The sequence below is a fragment of the Sphingorhabdus sp. genome (assembly GCF_044338195.1).
In the GTDB taxonomy this organism is placed as follows: domain Bacteria; phylum Pseudomonadota; class Alphaproteobacteria; order Sphingomonadales; family Sphingomonadaceae; genus Sphingorhabdus_B.
The window spans coordinates 1-20527 of the sequence record NZ_JBIIMC010000005.1; the positions used below are offsets into that span (position 1 = coordinate 1).

The 20527-nt window shown below is 56.4% G+C and carries 19 protein-coding genes; 12 read left to right on the forward strand and 7 right to left on the reverse strand.

Annotation, left to right across the window (positions count from 1 at the left end):
* Positions 1–82 precede the first annotated feature (82 nt).
* The 7 genes from rpsO (at position 83) to phhA (ending at position 9224) form a co-directional block, all read left to right on the forward strand.
* On the forward strand, positions 83–352 hold the full coding sequence (gene rpsO / locus ACIQZK_RS02500; protein ID WP_395637724.1) for a 30S ribosomal protein S15: 270 nt from the start codon (positions 83–85) through the stop codon (positions 350–352).
* Between the two features lie 250 nt (positions 353–602).
* Positions 603–2927, forward strand: coding sequence for a polyribonucleotide nucleotidyltransferase (gene pnp / locus ACIQZK_RS02505; protein WP_395635803.1), 2325 nt, complete (start codon positions 603–605; stop codon positions 2925–2927).
* Positions 2928–3196: 269 nt separating this feature from the next.
* Positions 3197–3991: an outer membrane protein assembly factor BamD gene (locus ACIQZK_RS02510; protein WP_397574768.1), complete on the forward strand. Its 795-nt coding sequence runs from the start codon at positions 3197–3199 to the stop codon at positions 3989–3991.
* Between the two features lie 4 nt (positions 3992–3995).
* Entirely contained in the window at positions 3996–5651 is a 1656-nt protein-coding gene (recN, locus tag ACIQZK_RS02515) for a DNA repair protein RecN (protein ID WP_397574769.1), read from the forward strand.
* Positions 5648–6211 (forward strand): hypothetical protein, encoded by a 564-nt coding sequence (locus tag ACIQZK_RS02520; RefSeq protein WP_397574770.1) that lies wholly within the window; start codon positions 5648–5650, stop codon positions 6209–6211. The genes recN and ACIQZK_RS02520 overlap by 4 nt, the downstream gene beginning before the upstream one ends.
* A gap of 26 nt (positions 6212–6237) precedes the next feature.
* Positions 6238–8253 carry an NAD-dependent DNA ligase LigA gene (gene ligA / locus ACIQZK_RS02525; RefSeq protein ID WP_397574833.1) on the forward strand — a complete coding sequence of 672 codons (2016 nt, stop codon included), beginning with the start codon at positions 6238–6240 and terminating at the stop codon, positions 8251–8253.
* A gap of 83 nt (positions 8254–8336) precedes the next feature.
* Positions 8337–9224, forward strand: a complete 888-nt coding sequence (phhA, locus tag ACIQZK_RS02530; protein WP_397574771.1) for a phenylalanine 4-monooxygenase — start codon at positions 8337–8339, stop codon at positions 9222–9224.
* On the opposite strand, the gene ACIQZK_RS02535 is transcribed toward phhA, so the two are convergent.
* The 4 genes from ACIQZK_RS02535 to ACIQZK_RS02550 are packed head-to-tail and all read right to left on the reverse strand — an operon-like array spanning position 9194 to position 13116.
* On the reverse strand, positions 9194–10168 hold the full coding sequence (locus ACIQZK_RS02535) for a 50S ribosomal protein L11 methyltransferase (protein ID WP_397574772.1): 975 nt from the start codon (positions 10166–10168) through the stop codon (positions 9194–9196). The two genes, phhA and ACIQZK_RS02535, sit on opposite strands and share 31 nt — an antisense overlap.
* Entirely contained in the window at positions 10165–11052 is an 888-nt protein-coding gene (bla, locus tag ACIQZK_RS02540; RefSeq protein ID WP_397574773.1) for a subclass B3 metallo-beta-lactamase, read from the reverse strand. The genes ACIQZK_RS02535 and bla overlap by 4 nt, the downstream gene beginning before the upstream one ends.
* Positions 11042–11734: an SDR family NAD(P)-dependent oxidoreductase gene (locus tag ACIQZK_RS02545; protein WP_397574774.1), complete on the reverse strand. Its 693-nt coding sequence runs from the start codon at positions 11732–11734 to the stop codon at positions 11042–11044. The genes bla and ACIQZK_RS02545 overlap by 11 nt, the downstream gene beginning before the upstream one ends.
* 41 nt (positions 11735–11775) lie before the next feature.
* Positions 11776–13116, reverse strand: a complete 1341-nt coding sequence (locus tag ACIQZK_RS02550; RefSeq protein ID WP_397574775.1) for a methyl-accepting chemotaxis protein — start codon at positions 13114–13116, stop codon at positions 11776–11778.
* A 231-nt stretch (positions 13117–13347) separates the two neighbouring features.
* Between ACIQZK_RS02550 and sdhC the strand changes: the two genes are divergently transcribed.
* Genes sdhC through sdhA form a run of 3 tightly spaced genes read left to right on the forward strand, consistent with a single transcriptional unit; the run spans position 13348 to position 16000 of the window.
* Positions 13348–13806: a succinate dehydrogenase, cytochrome b556 subunit gene (gene sdhC / locus ACIQZK_RS02555; RefSeq protein WP_306063246.1), complete on the forward strand. Its 459-nt coding sequence runs from the start codon at positions 13348–13350 to the stop codon at positions 13804–13806.
* Between the two features lie 2 nt (positions 13807–13808).
* A complete protein-coding gene (gene sdhD / locus ACIQZK_RS02560) occupies positions 13809–14198 on the forward strand; it encodes a succinate dehydrogenase, hydrophobic membrane anchor protein (protein WP_397574834.1) in 390 nt (129 codons plus the stop codon).
* A complete protein-coding gene (sdhA, locus tag ACIQZK_RS02565; RefSeq protein ID WP_397574776.1) occupies positions 14198–16000 on the forward strand; it encodes a succinate dehydrogenase flavoprotein subunit in 1803 nt (600 codons plus the stop codon). The genes sdhD and sdhA overlap by 1 nt, the downstream gene beginning before the upstream one ends.
* On the opposite strand, the gene ACIQZK_RS02570 is transcribed toward sdhA, so the two are convergent.
* Positions 15975–16982, reverse strand: coding sequence for an LLM class flavin-dependent oxidoreductase (locus ACIQZK_RS02570; protein ID WP_397574777.1), 1008 nt, complete (start codon positions 16980–16982; stop codon positions 15975–15977). The two genes, sdhA and ACIQZK_RS02570, sit on opposite strands and share 26 nt — an antisense overlap.
* A gap of 9 nt (positions 16983–16991) precedes the next feature.
* Between ACIQZK_RS02570 and ACIQZK_RS02575 the strand changes: the two genes are divergently transcribed.
* Positions 16992–17672: a LysE family translocator gene (locus tag ACIQZK_RS02575; RefSeq protein WP_397574778.1), complete on the forward strand. Its 681-nt coding sequence runs from the start codon at positions 16992–16994 to the stop codon at positions 17670–17672.
* 36 nt (positions 17673–17708) lie between these two features.
* Here ACIQZK_RS02575 and ACIQZK_RS02580 read toward each other — a convergent pair whose 3' ends face one another.
* Positions 17709–18857, reverse strand: a complete 1149-nt coding sequence (locus ACIQZK_RS02580; protein WP_397574779.1) for an alpha-hydroxy acid oxidase — start codon at positions 18855–18857, stop codon at positions 17709–17711.
* Between the two features lie 125 nt (positions 18858–18982).
* Here ACIQZK_RS02580 and ACIQZK_RS02585 point away from each other — a divergent pair, with 125 nt between their 5' ends.
* Complete coding sequence (locus ACIQZK_RS02585) at positions 18983–19768, forward strand: 3-hydroxybutyrate dehydrogenase (RefSeq protein WP_324477221.1); 786 nt, start codon at positions 18983–18985, stop codon at positions 19766–19768.
* Between the two features lie 595 nt (positions 19769–20363).
* Here the strand turns inward: ACIQZK_RS02585 and ACIQZK_RS02590 are convergent.
* A complete protein-coding gene (locus ACIQZK_RS02590) occupies positions 20364–20522 on the reverse strand; it encodes a hypothetical protein (protein WP_183940489.1) in 159 nt (52 codons plus the stop codon).
* Positions 20523–20527 lie beyond the last annotated feature (5 nt).

The following is a 20527-nucleotide window of genomic DNA, read 5'->3' on the forward strand; positions in this document are numbered from 1 at the left end:
ATTGCACTGGTGGAGAACATCGGCGGTGCTTTAAAAACCGTCCGTGGCTTTAACCTAACTCTATGATGTTCGAAGGAAAAATATGTCAATTACTGCAGAACGTAAAGCACAGGTCATCAAAGAGCACGCACGCGAGCCAAATGATACCGGATCACCAGAAGTGCAGGTTGCAATCCTGACTGACCGTATCAATACGCTGACCAACCACTTTAAAGACCACCACAAGGACAATCATTCGCGTCGTGGTCTTCTACAGATGGTCAATAAGCGTCGTTCGCTTTTGGATTACCTGAAAAAAATCGATGGTGACCGTTACGCGGCGCTCATCGCGAAGCTCGGCCTTCGTAAGTAACACAATCGTTCGGCCCGCCTCGGCGGGCCGTTTACGTATTGGGATATCCTGAATGTGTTTCAGGATATCAAATGACCGTTTCTTGTTATCCTGAAACAAGTTCAGGATGACGAAAAATGGAAAAGGGCGTGTCCGGCAATGAGGCTGGACTGCCATGGGGGCTTTGAAATGCCCCGGCCGTTTGCGGATCGGATCATCCGCTCAATTGAGGCCCCGCATCGCATAGGGCATGCGGGTCAAAGGAAAATCTATGTTTAATACGAAAACTGTATCAATCGAGTGGGGCGGACAAACCCTGACACTCGAAACGGGTAAGGTTGCCCGTCAAGCTGACGGCGCTGTTATGGCGTCTTTGGGCGAAACTGTTGTACTTTGCGCGGTTACCGCGGCGAAGTCGGTAAAGGATGGTCAGGATTTCTTCCCATTGACCGTTCACTATCAAGAAAAATATTCGGCAGCTGGCCGTATCCCCGGTGGCTTCTTCAAGCGGGAACGCGGCGCGACTGAAAAGGAAACGTTGGTTTCCCGTTTGATCGACCGTCCATTGCGTCCGTTGTTCCCAGAAGGTTTCTACAACGAAATCAACGCAATCGCGCAAGTTCTTAGCTATGATGGCGAGAATGAGCCTGACATTTTGGCAATTGTTGCAGCTTCGGCTGCGATGACCATTTCGGGCGTACCATTCATGGGCCCAATCGGCGCGGCACGCGTTGGTTACCTGAATGGCGAATATATCCTGAACCCAACGGATGAGCAGGTTGCCGAAGGTGACCTCGACCTCGTTGTTGCAGCGACATATGATGCCGTGATGATGGTCGAATCCGAAGCCAATGAGCTTTCGGAAGAAATCATGCTTGGTGCCGTCCTGTTTGCGCATGACGCATGTAAGGAAGTCGTCAAGGCAATCATCAAGCTTGCTGAACAAGCTGCCAAGGATCCTTGGGCAATGGCGGAGCAGGCTGACCTGTCCGCTGCCAAGGATAAGCTTAAGAAGCTGATCGGCAAGGATATTGCTGCAGCCTATAAGCTGACCGACAAGTCGGAACGCAGCAACGCGTTGAACGCTGCACGCGCAAAGGCGAAGGAAGCGTTTGTTGACGCAGCGCCTCAGGATCAGCTGGCCGCAGGCAAGTTGATGAAGAAGCTGGAAGCTGAAATCGTTCGCGGCGCCATCCTAAAGGACGGCACCCGCATCGACGGTCGCAGCACCACGCAAATCCGTCCAATCGTTTCGGAAACGCATTTCTTGCCACGCGCACATGGTTCTGCCTTGTTCACACGCGGCGAAACGCAAACCATCGCCACCTGCACCTTGGGCACCAAGGATGCAGAGCAGATGATCGACGGTCTTGGCGGTCTGCATTATGAAAACTTCATGCTGCATTACAACTTCCCACCTTACAGTGTTGGTGAAGTTGGCCGTTTCGGTGCGCCTGGTCGCCGCGAAATTGGCCATGGTAAGCTTGCATGGCGTGCGTTGCACCCTGTGCTGCCAACCAAGGACGAGTTCCCGTACACCATCCGTTTGACCAGCGACATTACTGAGTCGAACGGCTCGTCGTCGATGGCATCGGTTTGCGGTGGCAGCCTCGCCATGATGGACGCAGGCGTGCCTATCAAACGTCCGGTTTCGGGTATCGCAATGGGTCTTATCCTTGAAGGTAAGGATTTCGCGATCCTTTCCGACATCTTGGGTGATGAAGATCATCTCGGCGACATGGATTTCAAGGTTGCTGGTACGTCAGAAGGCATCACCACGATGCAGATGGACATCAAGATTGCCGGTATTACCCGTGAAATCTTCGAAGCTGCATTGAACCAAGCCAAGGAAGGCCGCGCGCATATCCTTGGTGAAATGGCAAAAGCTTTGGGTGAAGCCCGCGGTGAATTGTCGGCGCACGCACCACGCATCGAAACCATGCAGATCGACAAAGCGAAGATCCGCGACATCATCGGTACCGGTGGTAAGGTTATTCGTGAAATCGTCGCCACAACTGGCGCCAAGGTCGACATCGACGATGAAGGTCTTATCAAGATCTCGTCGTCCGACGTTGCCCAGATCGAAGCTGCACGTAAGTGGATTTCCGGCATCGTTGAAGAAGCTGAAGTTGGCAAAATCTATGACGGCAAGGTCGTCAATCTCGTCGATTTCGGTGCGTTCGTAAACTTCATGGGTGGCAAGGACGGTCTCGTCCACGTCAGCGAAATGCGCAACGAGCGCGTTGAGAAGGTTACCGACGTTGTCAGCGAAGGCATGGACGTTAAGGTCAAGGTCCTTGAAATCGATCCACGTGGCAAGGTTCGCCTGTCAATGCGTGTCGTAGATCAGGAAACCGGTGAAGAGCTGGAAGATACACGCCCGCCACGTGAAAAGAGCGAGCGCAGCGATCGTGGTCCCCGTCGTGAAGGCGGCGGTGGCGGACGTGGCGAAGGCCGTGGCGATCGCGGACCTCGTCGTGATGGCGGTGGTCGTGGTGAAGGCCGCGGAGACCGTGGTCCACGCCAAGAGCGTTCAGAAGGCGGAAACAATGGCGGGGGCGATCCCGACCATGTTCCAGCATTCCTGAAGGACTAAGCCTAAGTTCCCCTCCCGCAGGCGGGAGGGGTTAGGGGTGGGCACGCGCAGCGCGCTTCCATCCAAACAGAACATCCTGCAAAAGGATTGGAGAGGAAAAGGGGTCGCTTCGGTGACCCCTTTTTCGTTGTGGGCATGGGTCGCTGCCAATGGGCAAAGCCGGTTGTCGCCGACGCCGTCTCGCCTTCAGTTCATGCCTGATACAGCATCTCGCACTAACATGCGCAAAACCCTTGGCGACGGCCCCAAGAGTATCTAAGGACAATCCCATGAACAGAAAAATCCTTGTGTCCGCTGGCTTGCTGGCTTCGGTTTCCATGCTTTCGGGTTGCGCTATGCTCGGCCTTGGCGGCGGTGGCGCAAAGCCGGGTAGCAACACCCGTTATGTCGCGCGTGACGTCAACACGCTCTATACGGCGGCAAAGGACAAGCTGGATAACAAGCAATATGAAGTTGCGGCAGCTTTGTTTGACGAAGTCGAACGCCAGCATCCTTATTCGCCATGGGCTCGCCGCGCGCAGCTGATGAGCGCATTTAGCTATTACATGGCGCAGAAATATAACGAATCGATTCAATCGTCGCGCCGGTTTCTGTCAATCCATCCGGGTAACAAAGATGCGGCTTATGCCTATTACCTGATCGCCTTGTCCTATTACGAACAGATGAGCGACGTGACCCACGATCAGAAGATTTCGGAGCAGGCATTGGCTGCGTTGGGTGAAGTGCAGCGTCGCTATCCCAATTCGCGCTATTCCGCCGACGCCACGTTGAAAATCGATCTTGTGCGCGACCATTTGGCGGGCAAGGAGATGGAGATTGGCCGTTTCTATCAACGTCGTGCCTTGTGGCTCGCATCCTCGCTGCGTTTCCGCGAAGTCATCGACAAATTTGATACGACAACGCATACGCCAGAGGCGTTGTACCGCCTGACCGAAAGCTATTTGGCGATGGGCGTGCCGGAGGAGGCGAAGAAAGCTGCGGCCGTGCTTGGTGCGAACTACCCCGGTAGCATATGGTATCAGCGCGCCTATGACCTGATGCAGAAGAACGCGCCCGCCGCGTAATGATATGCTAACGGGGCTGTCGATCCGCGATGTGGTGCTGATCGAGGCGCTAGACCTTGAATTCGCAAACGGCCTTGGTGTGTTAACCGGGGAGACGGGCGCTGGTAAGTCGATCTTGCTGGATGCTCTGGGCCTTGCGCTGGGTGCGCGCGCCGATAGCGGCCTCGTGCGTGCAGGAGCTGACAAGGCGCAAGTAACCGCAAGCTTTGATGCGCCAGCCAATGTGGTCGCCTTGCTTGGCGACAATGATATTGAAATCGACGTTGGCGAACCGCTGCTGATCCGCCGTTCGGTTAAGGCCGATGGCGGCAGTAAGGCCTTCATAAATGATCAGCCATGCTCTGCCGCTTTGCTGCGCGATGTCGGCGCATCTTTGGTCGAAATACACGGGCAGCATGATGATCGCGGATTGCTGAACCCGCGCGGGCACCGGGCGCTGCTTGATGCCTTTGGCCGATGCGACACCGCAACGGTCGCGGCCAATTTTACGTCATGGCATGAGGCGAAAGTGCGCCTTGATATCGCACGCGAAGCATTGGAAAATGCCGCGCGCGACCAAGAGTGGCTTGAGCATGCGGTGGCCGAGCTTGCCGCCTTTAATCCGCAGCCCGGCGAGGAAGAGGAACTGGCTGGCGAGCGGTCGGACATGCAAAAGGGCGAGCGCATCGCCGAAGATTTGAAGGCCGTACTTGAAAGCTTTGACGGCCCCAAAAGTGGCCTTGCGCTTATCCGGTCTGCGGCACGCAAGCTTGACCGCTTGGCTGATGCCCATCCGTTGCTGGCAGAAGCGCTGACATCGCTTGACCGTGCCGTGATCGAAGCAAGCGAAGCCGAGGACAAGTTGAATACGGCTGCGCGGGCAATTGAATATGAACCCGCACGTCTCGATGAAATTGAGGAGCGGCTGTTCGAATTGCGCGCGCTGGCCCGTAAGCACAATGTCGCGCCGGACGGCATCATTGCCCTGCAGGAGCGCTTGACCGCGCAGCTTCAGTCGATTGAGGCCGGTGGCGAGGGGCTCGCTATGTTGGAGGCTGAGGTTGCTGCAAAGCACGCGGCCTATGTCGCGTCCGCCACGGCACTGTCGGAAACGCGACGTGCGTCAGCAGCGAAGCTGGATGCCGCGGTTAAGGTGGAATTGGCGCCGCTAAAGCTCGATGCGGCACAGTTTCAAACGGCTGTGGAGCAGCTTCCCGAGGACCGCTGGGCGGCGTCGGGCATGGACCGCGTAGAGTTTTTGATTTCGACGAACCCCGGCGCGCCATTCGCGCCGCTGGCCAAAATTGCATCGGGCGGCGAACTGTCGCGCTTCATCCTCGCGCTGAAAGTCGCGTTGGCGGAAGAGGGCGGGGCCGCGACGATCATTTTTGATGAAATCGACCGCGGCGTCGGCGGCGCGGTGGCGGCTGCCATCGGTGAGCGGCTTGCGCGTTTGGCCCGACATACGCAATTGCTGGCGGTCACGCATAGCCCGCAGGTCGCGGCCAAAGGCAAGGCGCATTACTTTATCGCCAAATCCAGCCAAGGAACGGTGACGCGCACAGGCGTGGTCTTGCTGGATAATGAAGCGCGCAGCCAAGAAATCGCCCGGATGCTTTCTGGTGCAGAAGTGACGGATGAAGCGCGCGCGCAAGCAAAACGTCTTTTGGAGGTTGTGTGAAGAAAATAGGTTTGATTTTTGCGGTGCTGCTGACTGGCTGCACGACCACGGAACCCGCAGCGCTGCCGGCCGACGGTTTTTTTCGTGAACTTTCCGCGCTGTGCGGCAAGTCATTTGAAGGCAAATTGGCGGCGGGTGATGAAAGCGACGCTAGCTTTAATTCGGCCAAGATGCGCGCGCACGTCCGCGAATGTTCATCGCGCGAAGTTCGGATCGCATTTGATGTTGGCGAAGATAAATCGCGCACATGGATTATCAGCAAGACAGACACTGGCCTGCGTCTGAAGCATCGTCATATGTTAAAGGATGGCACCGAAGACCCTGTATCCCAATATGGCGGCGATACCGTGACGTCTGGCAGCGTCATGCGGCAAGAATTCCCTGCGGATGCCTATTCCAAAGACATGTTCACCAAAGAAGGGCGAACTGTATCAAATGCCAATATCTGGGCGTTTGAAGTCACGCCACGACAAGTCCTGACATATGAACTGGCAAGGCCGGGGCGGTTGTTCCGGGTATCATTTGACCTGACGAAGCCGGTTTCTGGAGCCGGTGAGTGACAGAAGCAGACGCTGCCAATGAGCTGATGCGGTTGGCGAAGCAGATTGCCCACCACAACAAGCGCTACCATGCCGAAGACACGCCTGAAATTTCAGACGCGGAATATGATGCGTTGGTGCGGCGCAATAATGAATTGGAGGCCGCTTTCCCGCATCTCGTGCGCGCCGACAGCCCCAATAACTTGGTTGGCGCTGCTGTAGACGGTTCCGGGCTTAAGAAAATCACGCATGCCAAGCGCATGATGAGCCTCGACAACGCGTTTGAGGCGCAAGATGTGCATGATTTCGTGGCGCGGGTCCGGCGCTTTCTAAACCTTGCCCCCGATGCGGATGTTGCATTGACGGCGGAGGACAAGATTGACGGCCTTTCGCTTTCCTTGCGGTACGAAAAAGGCCAGCTGGTACAGGCGGCAACACGCGGCGATGGCAGCGTGGGTGAGGATGTGACCGCCAATGTCGCGTATATCTCGGACATTCCGCAGCAGTTGCACGGTGATGTGCCCGACATCTTCGAGATACGCGGCGAGGTCTATATGGCCAAGTCTGACTTTGCGGCGATAAACGAAGCGCAAAAGGCGAAGGACGGGAAGCTGTTTGCCAACCCGCGCAATGCGGCGGCGGGATCATTGCGGCAAAAAGATGCCAAGGTTACCGCGTCACGGCCGTTGCGGTTCTTTGCGCATGGATGGGGCGAGGTCAGTGGCTTGCCAGCCGAGACGCAAAGCGGCGTGATGGCGGCCATTGCGGCATGGGGTATCCCCGTGTCGCCATTGCTCGTCCGCGTTGCGCATAGCGGTGATGCGCTCGCCCATTATGCCAGCATCGAACGGCGGCGGGCGGACTTGCCCTATGATATTGACGGCGTCGTCTACAAGGTTGACCGGTTGGACTGGCAGGAACGGCTTGGCTTTGTCGCAAAATCCCCGCGCTGGGCGATTGCGCATAAATTTCCCGCCGAACAGGCCGAAACAACGCTTGAGCTTATCGATATTCAAGTGGGCCGGACGGGCAAGTTGACGCCCGTAGGCCGCCTGACCCCCGTAACGGTGGGCGGCGTCGTTGTGTCCAACGTAACCCTACACAACCGCGATGAGATCGCCCGATTGGCTGTGCGCCCCGGGGATCGCATTGTCGTGCAAAGGGCAGGGGACGTTATTCCCCAGATCGTCGAAAACCTAACACGCGACACAGAACGCGCGCCTTATGCGTTTCCATCGCAATGCCCCGAGTGTGGTTCGGAAGCCGTTGCCGAGGAAGGCGAAGTCGATGTGCGCTGCACGGGCGGACTGATTTGCCCGGCCCAGCGCGTCCAGCGACTGATCCACTTTGTCAGCCGAGGCGCGCTGGATATTGAGGGACTTGGCGAGAAAACGATTCAAGAGTTTTTCGATCTGGGTTGGCTCGAAAGTCCCGCAGATATTTTCAGGCTGCGGTCGCGGCGGGCAGATATTTTATCGCGCGATGGATGGCAGGATAAGTCTGTGGATAACCTGTTGGCAGCGATTGAGGCGAAGCGCGCACCAGATGGTGCCAAGTTGCTCTTTGGCCTTGGGATTCGCCATATTGGTGCAGTCACTGCGCGCGATTTGTTTAAGGCTTTTGGGACGGTACAAGACGTTGGCCTGGTCGGGCTGCGCTTGGCGCAGGGTGATGAGGCGGCTGTCGCGGACATCACCGCGATTGACGGCGTTGGCGGGGCGGTTGCCGAGGCACTTGGCGATTTCTTCCACGAACCGCACAATAGGTCGGTGTGGAATGATCTTCTGAACGAAATCGCGCCGCCTGCTTATGTTTCAAACGTCCGTGAAAGCGCATGGACCGGCAAAACCATAGTGTTCACCGGAAAGCTTGAAACCATGAGCCGGGATGAGGCAAAGGCGCAGGCTGAGGCACTTGGTGCAAAATCTGCTGGATCGGTGAGTGCAAAGACCGACTTGGTCGTGGCGGGCCCCGGAGCGGGGTCGAAGCTGAAACAGGCCACGGCACTTGGCATTTCAGTCATTGATGAGGCCGAATGGGCCCGCATCGTGGCGGAGGCTTGACGGGGACTAGCGAGGTCTTGGGGCGGGATGAGGTCGCTGCCAACGCGGTTGATGCAAAACGGTTTCAAGTGTAACCAATTCCCATGGATAGCTCGAGCCATGTTTATGACGCGCCGCCTGCCGGTGCCAATGCCGATTGGACCGTGTCCCAGAATTGGGACGCCTTTGGCGCTGATGAGCATGCGATGTGGGACCGGCTTTTTGCCCGCCAAACGGCGATGCTACCGGGCCGCGCGGCCGATGCATTTATGCGCGGTATCGATGTTCTAAAGCTAACGCGCCCCGGTATTCCGGATTATCGCGAATTGAACGCGCGATTGATGGCGGCCACGGGTTGGCAAATCGTTGCCGTGCCGGGCTTGGTTCCCGACGACGTGTTTTTTGACCATCTCGCCAATCGCCGTTTTCCCGCAGGCAATTTTATCCGGACGCCGGAGCAGCTGGATTATCTGCAAGAGCCAGACGTTTTTCATGATGTGTTCGGCCATGTGCCCATGTTGGCGGACCCCGTATTTGCGGATTATATGGTCGCTTATGGCAAGGGCGGTTTGCGTTCGCTTGGCTTTGGCGCGCTTGACCATCTCGCGCGTCTATATTGGTATACGGTTGAGTTCGGCCTTATTCAGCAGGCGGATGGCTTACGGATTTACGGCGCTGGGATCGTCTCAAGCTATGCAGAGAGCATTTTCGCGCTGGAGGACCCAAGTCCCAACCGGATCGCATTCGATCTGTTGCGCGTCATGCGCAGCCATTACCGCATTGATGATTTTCAGCAGAATTACTTTGTGGTCTCCAGCATGGAACAGTTGCTTAAGGTGACCGTCGAGACCGATTTCGCGCCATTGTACGAGCGGCTCGAATCCTTGCCGGATATAGTGGTTGGCGAAATCATCGCCGAAGATGCGCTCATCACCAAGGGCACGCAGGCATATTTTAAGGGCTACCAGGTTCCGAAATCACCCGGCGGCTGACTGGTGCGGCCTGAAGCGCGCAGCGGGCGTTGCCAGCCATAATTGCGGCGCTTGACGAGCCACAGGCATGGCCAATCTCCCATATCCTTGCGTTTTTGCACTCTAAACCCGTGCAGGCGATATGCCCGCGTGACCGCTTCTGCCTGCGTATTCAGCAAGCCAGCCAAGATGAGCGAACCACCTTCGCGCAATATGGCTGATAGCGACGGCGCAAGTTCGATTAACGGGCCCGCCAAAATATTGGCGATGACCAAATCATAAGGTGCGCGGGCAGTGATAAGATCGTGCGCAGTCCCTGCGGCCACACACAGCGCCAACTGGCCCTGCGCAACGCCACAAGGGACGTTGTTGACCGCAGCATTGGCCGCGGTGACATCAATGCTGACTGGGTCGATATCCGATGCTGTCAAATATGCCTTCGGCCACAGCGCATGGGCGGCAAAAGCCAGCAGGCCAGTGCCGGTCCCGATATCGGCAATCAGGTCAAACCGTTTGCCGCCACGTTTCATTCTGTCGAGCATATCAAGGCAGCCGCTGGTCGTTTCATGTCCGCCCGTGCCAAAGGCGCGGCTAGCCTCGATTTGGAACGGGGTTGCGCCGCCGGGCACTGTGCCTTTGTTGGCCATTGTGTGGACGTAGAAGCGCCCGGCATGCACCGGCTGAAGCCCTTGTTGGCTCATGACGACCCAGTCGGCATCGGGAAGTTTTTCAACCACCGCCTTTGCGCCTGCGGCACTGGGAAGACGGATTTGGATGGCGGAGATCACCTGCGCGTTTGGTTTCTCGTTAAAATAGGCTTCAAGCCGCCATTTCTCGTCGTTGAAGGCTTCGACTTCGTCCGCAACGATGGTCGGCATGGGTTCCAATGCCGCAAACCACTCGTCGTCATGGTGCAGCGCCTCCGCTTCACTGCGGGTGCAGGGCAGGGTCACCTTCCAGTTCATTGCGCGGCTTCTTTGGCTAACCGGGCGTCGAGCCGCTCCATCGCTGCTTTCGCATAATTTGCACAGCCTGCAGGGTCGGCGAGAGGTTCCTTGCCCGAAACGCGTTCAAAGAAACGTGATTGCGCGGGGTGCGGTGCGATCAGGACGTCGCATGGCTTTAGTTCAGACACGCGTTTCATGGTCGCCCTTAACACGGCAACATAGGCGGGGTGGTCGGTAAATCTGTAACCATCAGCAGACACAGCGCCAAGGCTGTCCGCGAAAACAAACTGATGACAGATCGCGCCTTCGCATGATTTCCAGGTCCAACTCGTTCCACCCGGGGCGTGGCCGGGCGTGGCGATGGCAGTCATTTTTATCGGGCCAAGGGTGATGGTTTCTCCGTCGCTGACGATTTGGTCGACCTTTATGCCCGCGAAAGGCGGCAAGATTGCCAATTGCGGGTCCGTAGGGTCCGAAATGCCGGTCTCCAGACTTTTGCGGGCTTCGGTCCGTGCCAACATGCGGGCACCGGTAATGCCCTTTAGCGCTGCAAGCCCGCCAACATGATCATAATGTTCATGACTGCTGACCAGATATTTCACATCGCTCGGTTGGAAACCAAGGTTGCGGATATTGTCGGCAATGAATGGGGCCGCTTCGGCTGTCGCACCGTCGATGAGGATATGACCTTTGGGTGACGTGACGAGCAAAGACACGATTCCACATGTACCCACCATATACACATTGGCGAATATGTGCGCGGGCGGGGCAGGGTCGCCCCAGCCGTCACGGCCTTGGCACTGTGACGCGAGCGTGGCTCCACTGCTGATGGTTTTGACGGGTGCGACAGGGGCGCAGGCCGTCAGGGCGAATACCGATAGAGCGCCAAGCTTAGCGTACATAGCTCGCGCCATTTATATCCAACACAGCGCCCGTCATTGACGGCGGCGCATCCAGCGCACAGAATTTCACCATGGCCGCGACTTCTTCGGGATCAGCGACCTTGCCGAGCGGGATATCGGCGAGCAGCTTATCGCCGCCGCGGCTTGCGAGATAATCGTCCGCCATGCCGGTCATGGTAAAGCCGGGGCATATGGCAAAGGCATAGATTTTGTCGGCAGCGTAAGCGCGGGCAATGGTCTTGGTCATTGCGACCATGCCCGCCTTTGATGCCGCATAATGCCAATGGGCCGGGCTATCGCCACGATGCGCGGCGCGGCTGGCGATATTAACGATCCGGCCACTCGCGTTTGATTCTTGCCAATGCAGGACGGCACGGCGACACAAGTCCGCACTGGCCGTCAGGTTGATCTGCATGGTCCGGTTCCAATTGGCGAGCCATTCATCGTCCGAGGCGGAAATCGGGTTTTGCTCAAATACCCCAGCATTGTTGATTAACACATCCACACGCCCGTCAAGGCGATCAAGTGCGTGGTTCCAAAGCCGTTGTGGCGTTGTGGGATCGCTTAGATCGCCATCTGTGCTGGACAGTGCCAGCACGGAAGTCGTTGCGGGGTCAAAGCTGGCCGCAGCGGCAGCGCCGATGCCGCGTGATGCGCCGGTGATAAGGATATGCTTTTTCATCCGCGCTGCTTTTCACAGCGCCGACAAAATTTCAACCGAAGTTATCGGACGAGGTTTCCAACAAAGCGCGTAGCATTGGCTTGAAGCGATGAGATTTTCTCATTTACTTCGCTAAACCCGCCCTCAAGCAGCATGATTTCCGACACCACATTTTCCGTATCGCTGCGGATGGCAGAGATGGTGTTTGACATTAAATCGGCAGCCAAAGCGGTTTCATCGACGGATGCGGTAATCATGGTCACTGTTTGCGCTTGGTCTTCCATCGCCCGCCGGATGCGTTCGGCAGACATGCGCACTTCGTCAACGGTTTCGCGGATGGATGCGTTTGATTCAACCGACGCCTTGGTCGCGCTTTGAATGGATGAAATCTTCTGCGCAATTTCATCCGTTGCCTGCGCTGTTTGATTTGCGAGGCTTTTTACCTCCTGCGCGACCACGGCGAAACCACGGCCCGCATCACCTGCGCGCGCCGCTTCGATCGTGGCGTTCAACGCCAGCAAGTTGGTTTGCCCGGCGATGTCGCGGATAAGGCCTAATATAGATTCGATGGATTGTGATTGTTCGGACAGCGTATCGGTCGCCACGGCACCTTTTGTTGCAACATCGGCGGCGCGGTTTGCGACGTCGGCGGCGGTCTCCACTTCTGTCCGTGCATCTTCAATGGCGCGGATGAGGCCAGCGGCCGTCTGGGCCGCTTCGCGCATGGCGATGGCAGATTGTTCAGACGCTGCCGCAACTTCAGATGCTTTGGACAGCATGCCGTTCGCCATTTGCGAGCTGCTCGCGGCTTGCTGGCGCAATACGGCTGTGCGGTCGGCAACCTCATGTGCAGTAACGCCGATGTCGGATTCAAACTGCGCCGATTGTTCTTGGCGGCGCGCCGCGTTCTGATTGGCGTGATATGCCGTGTGGCACATTGCCATGATGGACAGTTCCAGACCCGTCGCGGTCAGCACGGCAGCTGCGAGGTCCTGATAGTCTTCTTGCTCCACGCCATATACTTCACCGAGCAACTTTAGCGTGTAGGCGTTCGTCCGTATCGACGCTGCATTAACAGTTTTGGGTGGGATGCCCCGTTGGCAAGAATCCATAATCTGGCGGGTTAGAAACTTGGACCATTCCGCGCCTTCGATATCGTTAAGGCGTTTACCAATAAAGGCCGCTGTTTTGATCCGGGCTTTTTCTACATTTTCGGGATCCTGCATTTCAGGAAACTTGCCCATGCTGATCCAATAATCCCAATAATAGCTGCTGATGTCGTATAGCCTGTCTTTCAAAAGCTTACCGACTTTGCGGCAGCGGGGCGCAAAGCTTTTGTCTTCGACAAACACATCAATAATCGCCTGGACGTCCGATTGTTCAATGTCCCGTTTTTCTGCCATTGATGCGTTCCTGTGTCATGGTCTTCCGCAATGCGGATCGATTTTCCATGTTTAAGCGGTAAATGGTTAATAGCGGGTTATTGCCGGAACACCCCCGATGCTCTGGCGCAGATTTTGTGCAAAGTTGTTATTGAACAAATCCATTATCTGTATGCGTGATTCTGACGGTGCAGGCCTTGCGCCACGCCATTAAACGATTAAAGAGCGACGCTTAATACAGGCCGCGCTTAAATGAAGGACGCTGAAATCATGGCGAAAAACCCGAACCGCCCGTTATCCCCGCATTTGCAGGTGTATCGCTGGTCACCGCAGATGGCGATTTCGATTTTCCACCGCGCAACAGGATTCATTCTCGCGACGGTTGGTATGATCACTTTGCTTTGGTGGTTGTCCGCAATTGGCGGTGGCGCGGAAAGCTATGCGACCTTTCAAAAATATGTTGTCTCCGCAGGCGAAAGCGCAACCGGTTTTGAAACTGCGGTAAACTGGTTCTTCCGGCTTTTGGGCTTGGCTGTAACCTTCAGCTTCTTCCAACATCTCGCCTCGGGCATTCGTCACCTCGTTTTGGATATTGGCGCTGGTTACGAGTTGAAGGCTAACCGGACCTGGGCTTCGGCTGCATTCATTGCGGCCTTTTTTGCAACTGCATTCGTTGTCCTGTTTGTGGCATCGCGCTTTCTGGGAGTTTGATGATGGACAGTAGAACATATATCGGGCGCGTGCGCGGGCTGGGTTCAGCAAAGCATGGCGGCGAACATTGGTTGAAACAGCGTCTGACCGCGATTGGCAATATCTTGCTAACCACATGGTTGGTTGTCTCGCTGCTTCTCATGCCGAATTTTGATCAGGCAACTTTGGCGCAATGGCTGGCTCAGCCAATCGTTGCGGTCCCGATGATATTGATGATCGTCAACATTTTTTCGCATGCGCGCCTTGGTCTTCAGGTTTTGATTGAAGATTATGTGCATGACGAAGGATTGAAGTTTGGCGCAATGGCACTTCTCAACTTCTATGTCGTCGCGAGCGCCGTGTTCGGCATTTTCGTCGTAGCAAAATTAGCATTTACCGGAGCATCCGCCTGATGTCAGACGCTTACAAGATTATCGACCATACCTATGACACGGTTGTTGTTGGAGCCGGCGGCTCTGGCTTGCGCGCCACGATGGGCAGCGCTGAAGCCGGTTTGAAAACAGCCTGTATCACAAAGGTTTTCCCCACCCGTTCGCATACAGTTGCGGCACAGGGCGGAATTGCGGCGTCGCTTGGCAACAACTCGCCGGACCATTGGACGTGGCACATGTACGACACCGTAAAGGGTTCGGACTGGTTGGGTGACCAAGACGCGATCGAATATATGGTGCGTGAAGCGCCTGCTGCGGTGTACGAACTTGAGCATGCCGGCGTTCCGTTTAGCCGCAATGCCGACGGCACAATTTATCAGCGCCCCTTTGGCGGGCATATGCAGAATATGGGCGAAGGCCCCCCCGTTCAGCGTACGGCGGCAGCGGCCGACCGCACCGGTCACGCCATGCTGCACAGCCTGTATCAGCAGAGCCTGAAATATGACGCGGATTTCTTCATCGAATATTTCGCGCTCGATCTGATTATGGAAAATGGCGAATGCCGCGGCGTGATCGCCATGTGCATGGAAGATGGCACCATCCACCGCTTTAAAAGCCACGCCGTCGTGCTGGCAACCGGCGGATATGGCCGCGCCTATTTCTCCGCCACTTCGGCGCATACCTGCACGGGTGACGGTGGCGGCATGGTGCTGCGCGCCGGGCTTCCGCTTCAGGATATGGAATTCGTGCAATTCCACCCGACCGGTATTTACGGCGCTGGCGTTCTCATCACAGAAGGCGCGCGCGGCGAGGGCGGATATCTGACCAACAGCGAAGGTGAGCGCTTCATGGAGCGTTATGCACCATCGGCTAAGGATTTGGCTTCACGCGACGTTGTCAGCCGTTCAATGGCGCTTGAAATGCGTGAAGGCCGCGGTGTCGGCCCGCATAAGGACCATATCTACCTACATCTCGACCATATCGATCCCAAGGTTTTGGCGCAGCGTTTGCCCGGCATCACCGAAAGCGGAAAGATTTTTGCTGGCGTCGATCTGACACGTCAACCGTTGCCAGTGACACCAACGGTTCACTACAATATGGGCGGAATTCCGTGCAATTATCATGGTCAGGTTGTCACCAAGGTTGGTGACGATCCTGAAGTCATCGTTCCGGGCCTTTATGCCGTTGGCGAAGCTGCATGCGTTTCGGTGCATGGCGCGAACCGGCTTGGATCAAACTCGTTGATCGACCTGGTGGTATTTGGCCGCGCAACTGGTCTGCATTTGAAAGCGTCGCTGACGCCCGGTGCGCCGCACAAGGCGCTGCCGAAAGACGCTGCCGATTTGGCACTGACCCGCGTCGACAAGTTCCGTGCCGCAAAGGGCGGTTCGCCGACTGCAGACATTCGTTTGCAAATGCAGCGGACAATGCAAAAGCATGCTGCGGTGTTCCGCGACACAGCATTGCTGGCCGAAGGCGTTACCGAAATGCAAAAGGTCAACCAGCGTCTTGCCGACGTGCACGTCACCGACCGCAGCATGATCTGGAACACCGATCTCATTGAAACGCTTGAGCTCGACAATTTGATGGCGCAGGCTGTCTGCACCATCGAAAGCGCCAACAACCGCAAGGAAAGCCGCGGCGCGCATGCGCATGAGGATTATCCAGAGCGTGATGACGCAAATTGGATGAAGCACACCGCTTCATGGTTTGAAGGTTGGGGCGGCTCCGGCGGCGCGGTGAAAATCGACTACCGCCCAGTGCATGATTATACGCTGACCGACGAGGCAGAGTATATCAAGCCGAAGCCACGCGTTTACTAAGTTCCGCGAAAACGGAGGCTGTTATATCCAGGCTCCGTTTTCGTTTCTCGTGATCGAATATTGAGCAGGCGACGATGATTTCATCCGCTTGTGTGCGGGCCAAAAACGCTTTGACGCCCTCCTTTACGGTGTCAGCGGAGCCGATTGCGCTGGCAGATAATATGTCGTTCAACGCAGACGTAAATTGCGGGGGCAGTGACGCCACATAGCCTTCGACCGGCGGCGGCATTTGGCGGGGGTTGCCGGTGCGTAAGGCGACGAAGCTTTGCATTAGCGAGCTCGCCAAAAACTCCGCTTCCGCGTCGGTTTCGCCGGCGATGATGTTAAATGCCGCCATCGCATAGGGCTTGTCCAATATCGCGCTTGGCCGGAAATGGCTGCGGTAGATGTGCAGGGCCTCGTCGAGCATTGGCGGTGCAAAGTGGCTGGCGAAGGCGAAGGGCAAGCCCAATGCAGCGGCCACTTGCGCGCCGTAGAGGCTGCTACCCAAGATATAGAGTTGCACATGTGCACCCGCGCCGGGTGTCGCGACTATGCCGGTTTTGCCATCATCAGCGAAATAGCTTTGCAATTCCATGACGTCGCGCGGGAAGGCGTTCGGATCGCTGTCCAATGTGCGGCGGATTGCTGCGGCAACGCGTTGGTCGCTGCCGGGTGCACGGCCCAATCCAAGGTCGATCCTGCCGGGGTAAAGCGCGTCCAAAGTGCCAAATTGCTCGGCAATGACCAATGGCGCATGGTTGGGCAGCATGATGCCGCCTGAACCAACACGGATAGATTTGGTCGCTGCGGCAATATGCCCGATGACCACGCTGGTGGCCGCGCTGGCGATTCCGCGCATCCCGTGATGTTCGGCAACCCAATAGCGGCTGAAGCCCAAAGTTTCTGCGTGGGCAGCAAGATCAGCGGCATTGGCCAGCGCGCCAGCCACCGAACCACCTTCGACAACCGGAACAAGATCAAGCAGGGAGTAATTGGTCATGAACCCTAAATGGGTGCGTTGAAGCGTAATGCCAAGCGCAATCGACTATCGGGTGAAGGCGTGTATAAATTGCGGATGGTCACCGTGCTGTTCCTTCCCTTTCTTATCACCACAATGCTGATTGAACTGACACCAGGGCCGAACATGGCATGGCTCGCTTTGACCAGCGCCACACAAGGGAAGCGGCCCGGTTTTGCCGCTGTTGCGGGCATTGCAACGGGCCTTGCGATTCTTGCTGTGGCCTCGGCAATGGGGCTTGCCGCGCTCGCAGCCCGCGCACCTGTTGCCTTTAGCTTGCTGCGCTACGCAGGTGTGGCCTATTTATTATGGCTCGCATGGCAAACATGGGTTGGGGAGAAAGAAGCTGCAACCCGCCACATAGACGCGACGGCCATGGCGGCATGGTTCCGCCACGGCTTGCTGCTAAACTTGCTGAACCCAAAGGCTGCGGTGTTTTTTGTCACGGTCCTGCCAGCCTATATCGCAACGAATGCGCCAGTTGTTCCGCAGACCATGCTGCTGTCCGCCAGCTATGTTGCCATTGCGACGGCGGTACACCTCGTCATAGTTGTGTTGGCGGCCCAAGCGCATGGATGGATGACTGTGGGTAACCGCCGAAACCAAGTGCGCCGCGTTTTTGCGGTTCTGTTAGCGATAGTCGCAATCTGGTTCTTGGTGAGCACGCGCTAACCCTGTTTTCCTGACCTTGCAGGGACGCGCAAAAGCCTAGCGATAGCGCAACATAGAACGGTTAAGCTGCGCGACGGATTTGACACCCATCAACCGCATGTCACGATCAATTTCGTCGCGCAATTTGCCAACGATACGTTCAACACCCGGTTGGCCCGCTGCGGCCAATGCGTACAGATACAGCCGCCCGCCCGAGCATGCTGTGGCGCCTGCTGCCAGCGCCTTCAATACATGGCTGCCGCGCTGCACGCCGCCGTCGCAGATGATGTCGATCTTCCCGCCCACGGCGTCGGCGATTTCGGAAATCTGCTCGAATGGTGACCGCGATCCATCCAGCTGCCGTCCGCCGTGGTTTGACACCATGATCGCCGTCGCGCCAATGTCGACAGCCCGCTTCGCATCATCAACGGACATGATACCTTTTATACAAAATTCGCCGCCCCAGTCGGACTGGACTTTCTCCGCCATTTTCCAGTCCATCGACGTGTCGAGCATCGTGTTGAAATATTCGGCCACAGACACCGCGACATTGGTCCCGGCGTCCACATGCGTTTGCAGGTTGGGAAGCGAGAATTTCTCCCGAAACATATAGTTCAGCGCCCATGCTGGATGGATGGCGTAGCTGAGCACCGATGCAGGTGTAAATCGCGGCGGCGATGTGAACCCACTGCGCAGGCAGCGTTCCCGATTGCCGGATACGATCGTATCGACGGTTAACGCGATGGCATCAAATTTCGCGGCTTTACAGCGTTCGATCATCGACGCGTTCAGGCCTTTGTCTTTGTGAATATACAGCTGAAACATTTTGGGTGTTTTGATGCGTTCACCGACTTCCTCGATGCTCACCGTGGCAAGTGAGGAAATGCCGAACCATGTGTTAAACTGCTGCGCCACAGCGGCAACGGCGCGTTCACCTTGCCAATGGAATAAGCGTTGCAACGCGGTCGGCGATAGCATGAGCGGCATCGCAATGTCTTTGCCCATGACCCGAACTTTTGTGTCGATATCCGAAACGCCCGCGAGCACATTGGGCACAAGGTCGCAGTCGTCGAACGACGAGCTGTTGCGCCCTTTCGTCCGCTCATCATCGGCTGCGCCGTCGATATAGTTAAAGATAGGCGACGGCAGGCGCGACTTCGCCAGCTGGCGAAAATCGGCGACATTATGGCAATCATTCAAACGCATGTGGACCTTATGACAGGCCTTTTACACAATTGCACCTATTTGGTCTTGGCATTCTGCCATATTGTCCTGCACCAATATTGCGTTTAGCGATGTACAACGCAACCCTAACGCAAAGGCTATCTCCCATGTTCCTCCAAGGCAAAACGGCGCTTATCACTGGTTCAACATCTGGCATTGGACTGGGTTATGCGCGCGCCCTTGCGGCCGAGGGCGCCAATGTGATGATCAACGGTTTCGGTGATGCGGATGCCATACAAGGGTATGTGGCGGAACTCGCCGCCGCAAGCGGTGGCAAAGCACTCCATTCTGGCGCGGATATGATGAAGCCAGATGAAATCAGGGCGATGGTCGCCGAATGTAGCGAGAAACTGGGATCGCCTGATATTTTGATCAACAATGCGGGTATCCAGCATGTTGCACCGGTGGATGAATTCCCGGAAGATAAATGGGACGCAATCATGTCGATCATCTTGTCGTCTGCCTTCCATACCACGAAAGCTGCCTTGCCCGCGATGAAGGCAAAGGGGTGGGGCAGGGTGATCAACACCGGTTCGATGCACAGCCTTGTCGCGTCACCGTTTAAGTCGGCGTATAACGCGGCAAAGCATGGCCTTGCAGGCTTTAGCAAAACGGTTGCGCTTGAGGTCGCGACGCAAGGCATAACCGTCAACAATATCTGCCCGGGATATGTGTGGACGTCATTGGTTGAAAACCAAATTCCCGACACGATGAAAGCGCGCGGCTTGACGCGCGAACAAGTCATCAACGATGTATTGCTGGCCAACCAGCCGCAGAAGAAATTTGTTCAGGTTGAACAATTGGCAGCTTTGGCGGTGTTCCTGTGCCGGGATGAGGCCAGCGCGATTACCGGAACGAACCTATCGGTTGATGGTGGCTGGACCGCCCAATAAATCTTGGTTTCTGGGTTCACTGCGCAAGGGTGACATTAGTCTCCGTTTCCTCTTCCTCCTCCTTTTGGGCAGGTGCGCCTGGCATGCTAAATACAGGTGGCTTATAGCCATTTGTGTGAGTTTGGGGTGCGTCCGGATTTTCCCTCTCTGATTGCGGGGATACGCCAAATGGCAATCCGAAATCAGCTTGAATTGGCCGGCCGTCAATCGATGGCGCGCCGGTTATAAATCCAACAGAAACCCCAGAATCGAATGATACAGGCGGCGGAGATGGCGGCGGCGAGGGTAGCGGTGCTGTTGGCTCGGGTGGCGGCGCGTTAACTTCGGGGTTTGCTACATCTGCGGCTTGGCTAGGCGCCAGGGGGTCGCCCTGCGGAATGACCACGGTGATGAACCCGGTGACCGACAGAACCCCAAGCAAGATTTTTAGAGTATTATCCACGCGCCCCAGCCTGTTTGGTTGCAAGGGGGATATACCAACGGCCTTAAGAAAATATTAGCGACAATGCGTTGGCCCATAGAAAAAATCCGCCGACATTGCTGCCGGCGGTTAGGTGTTTTCCTCCCCAGGAAAACTCGTAAAATAGATGTGCGCTTACTTGCCGCCTGCACTTCCCAAACGGTGGTAGAGGCGGGCAAATTTGATCGACTCCGGCTGATCCTTGATCGCTTCCAGATAGTGGACCAAGGCTTGCCTTAAAAGCGTGAGGTCCTCGGTCGACAATACGGCGCGGGCGCGTGCTGGTTCGCTCATGGATT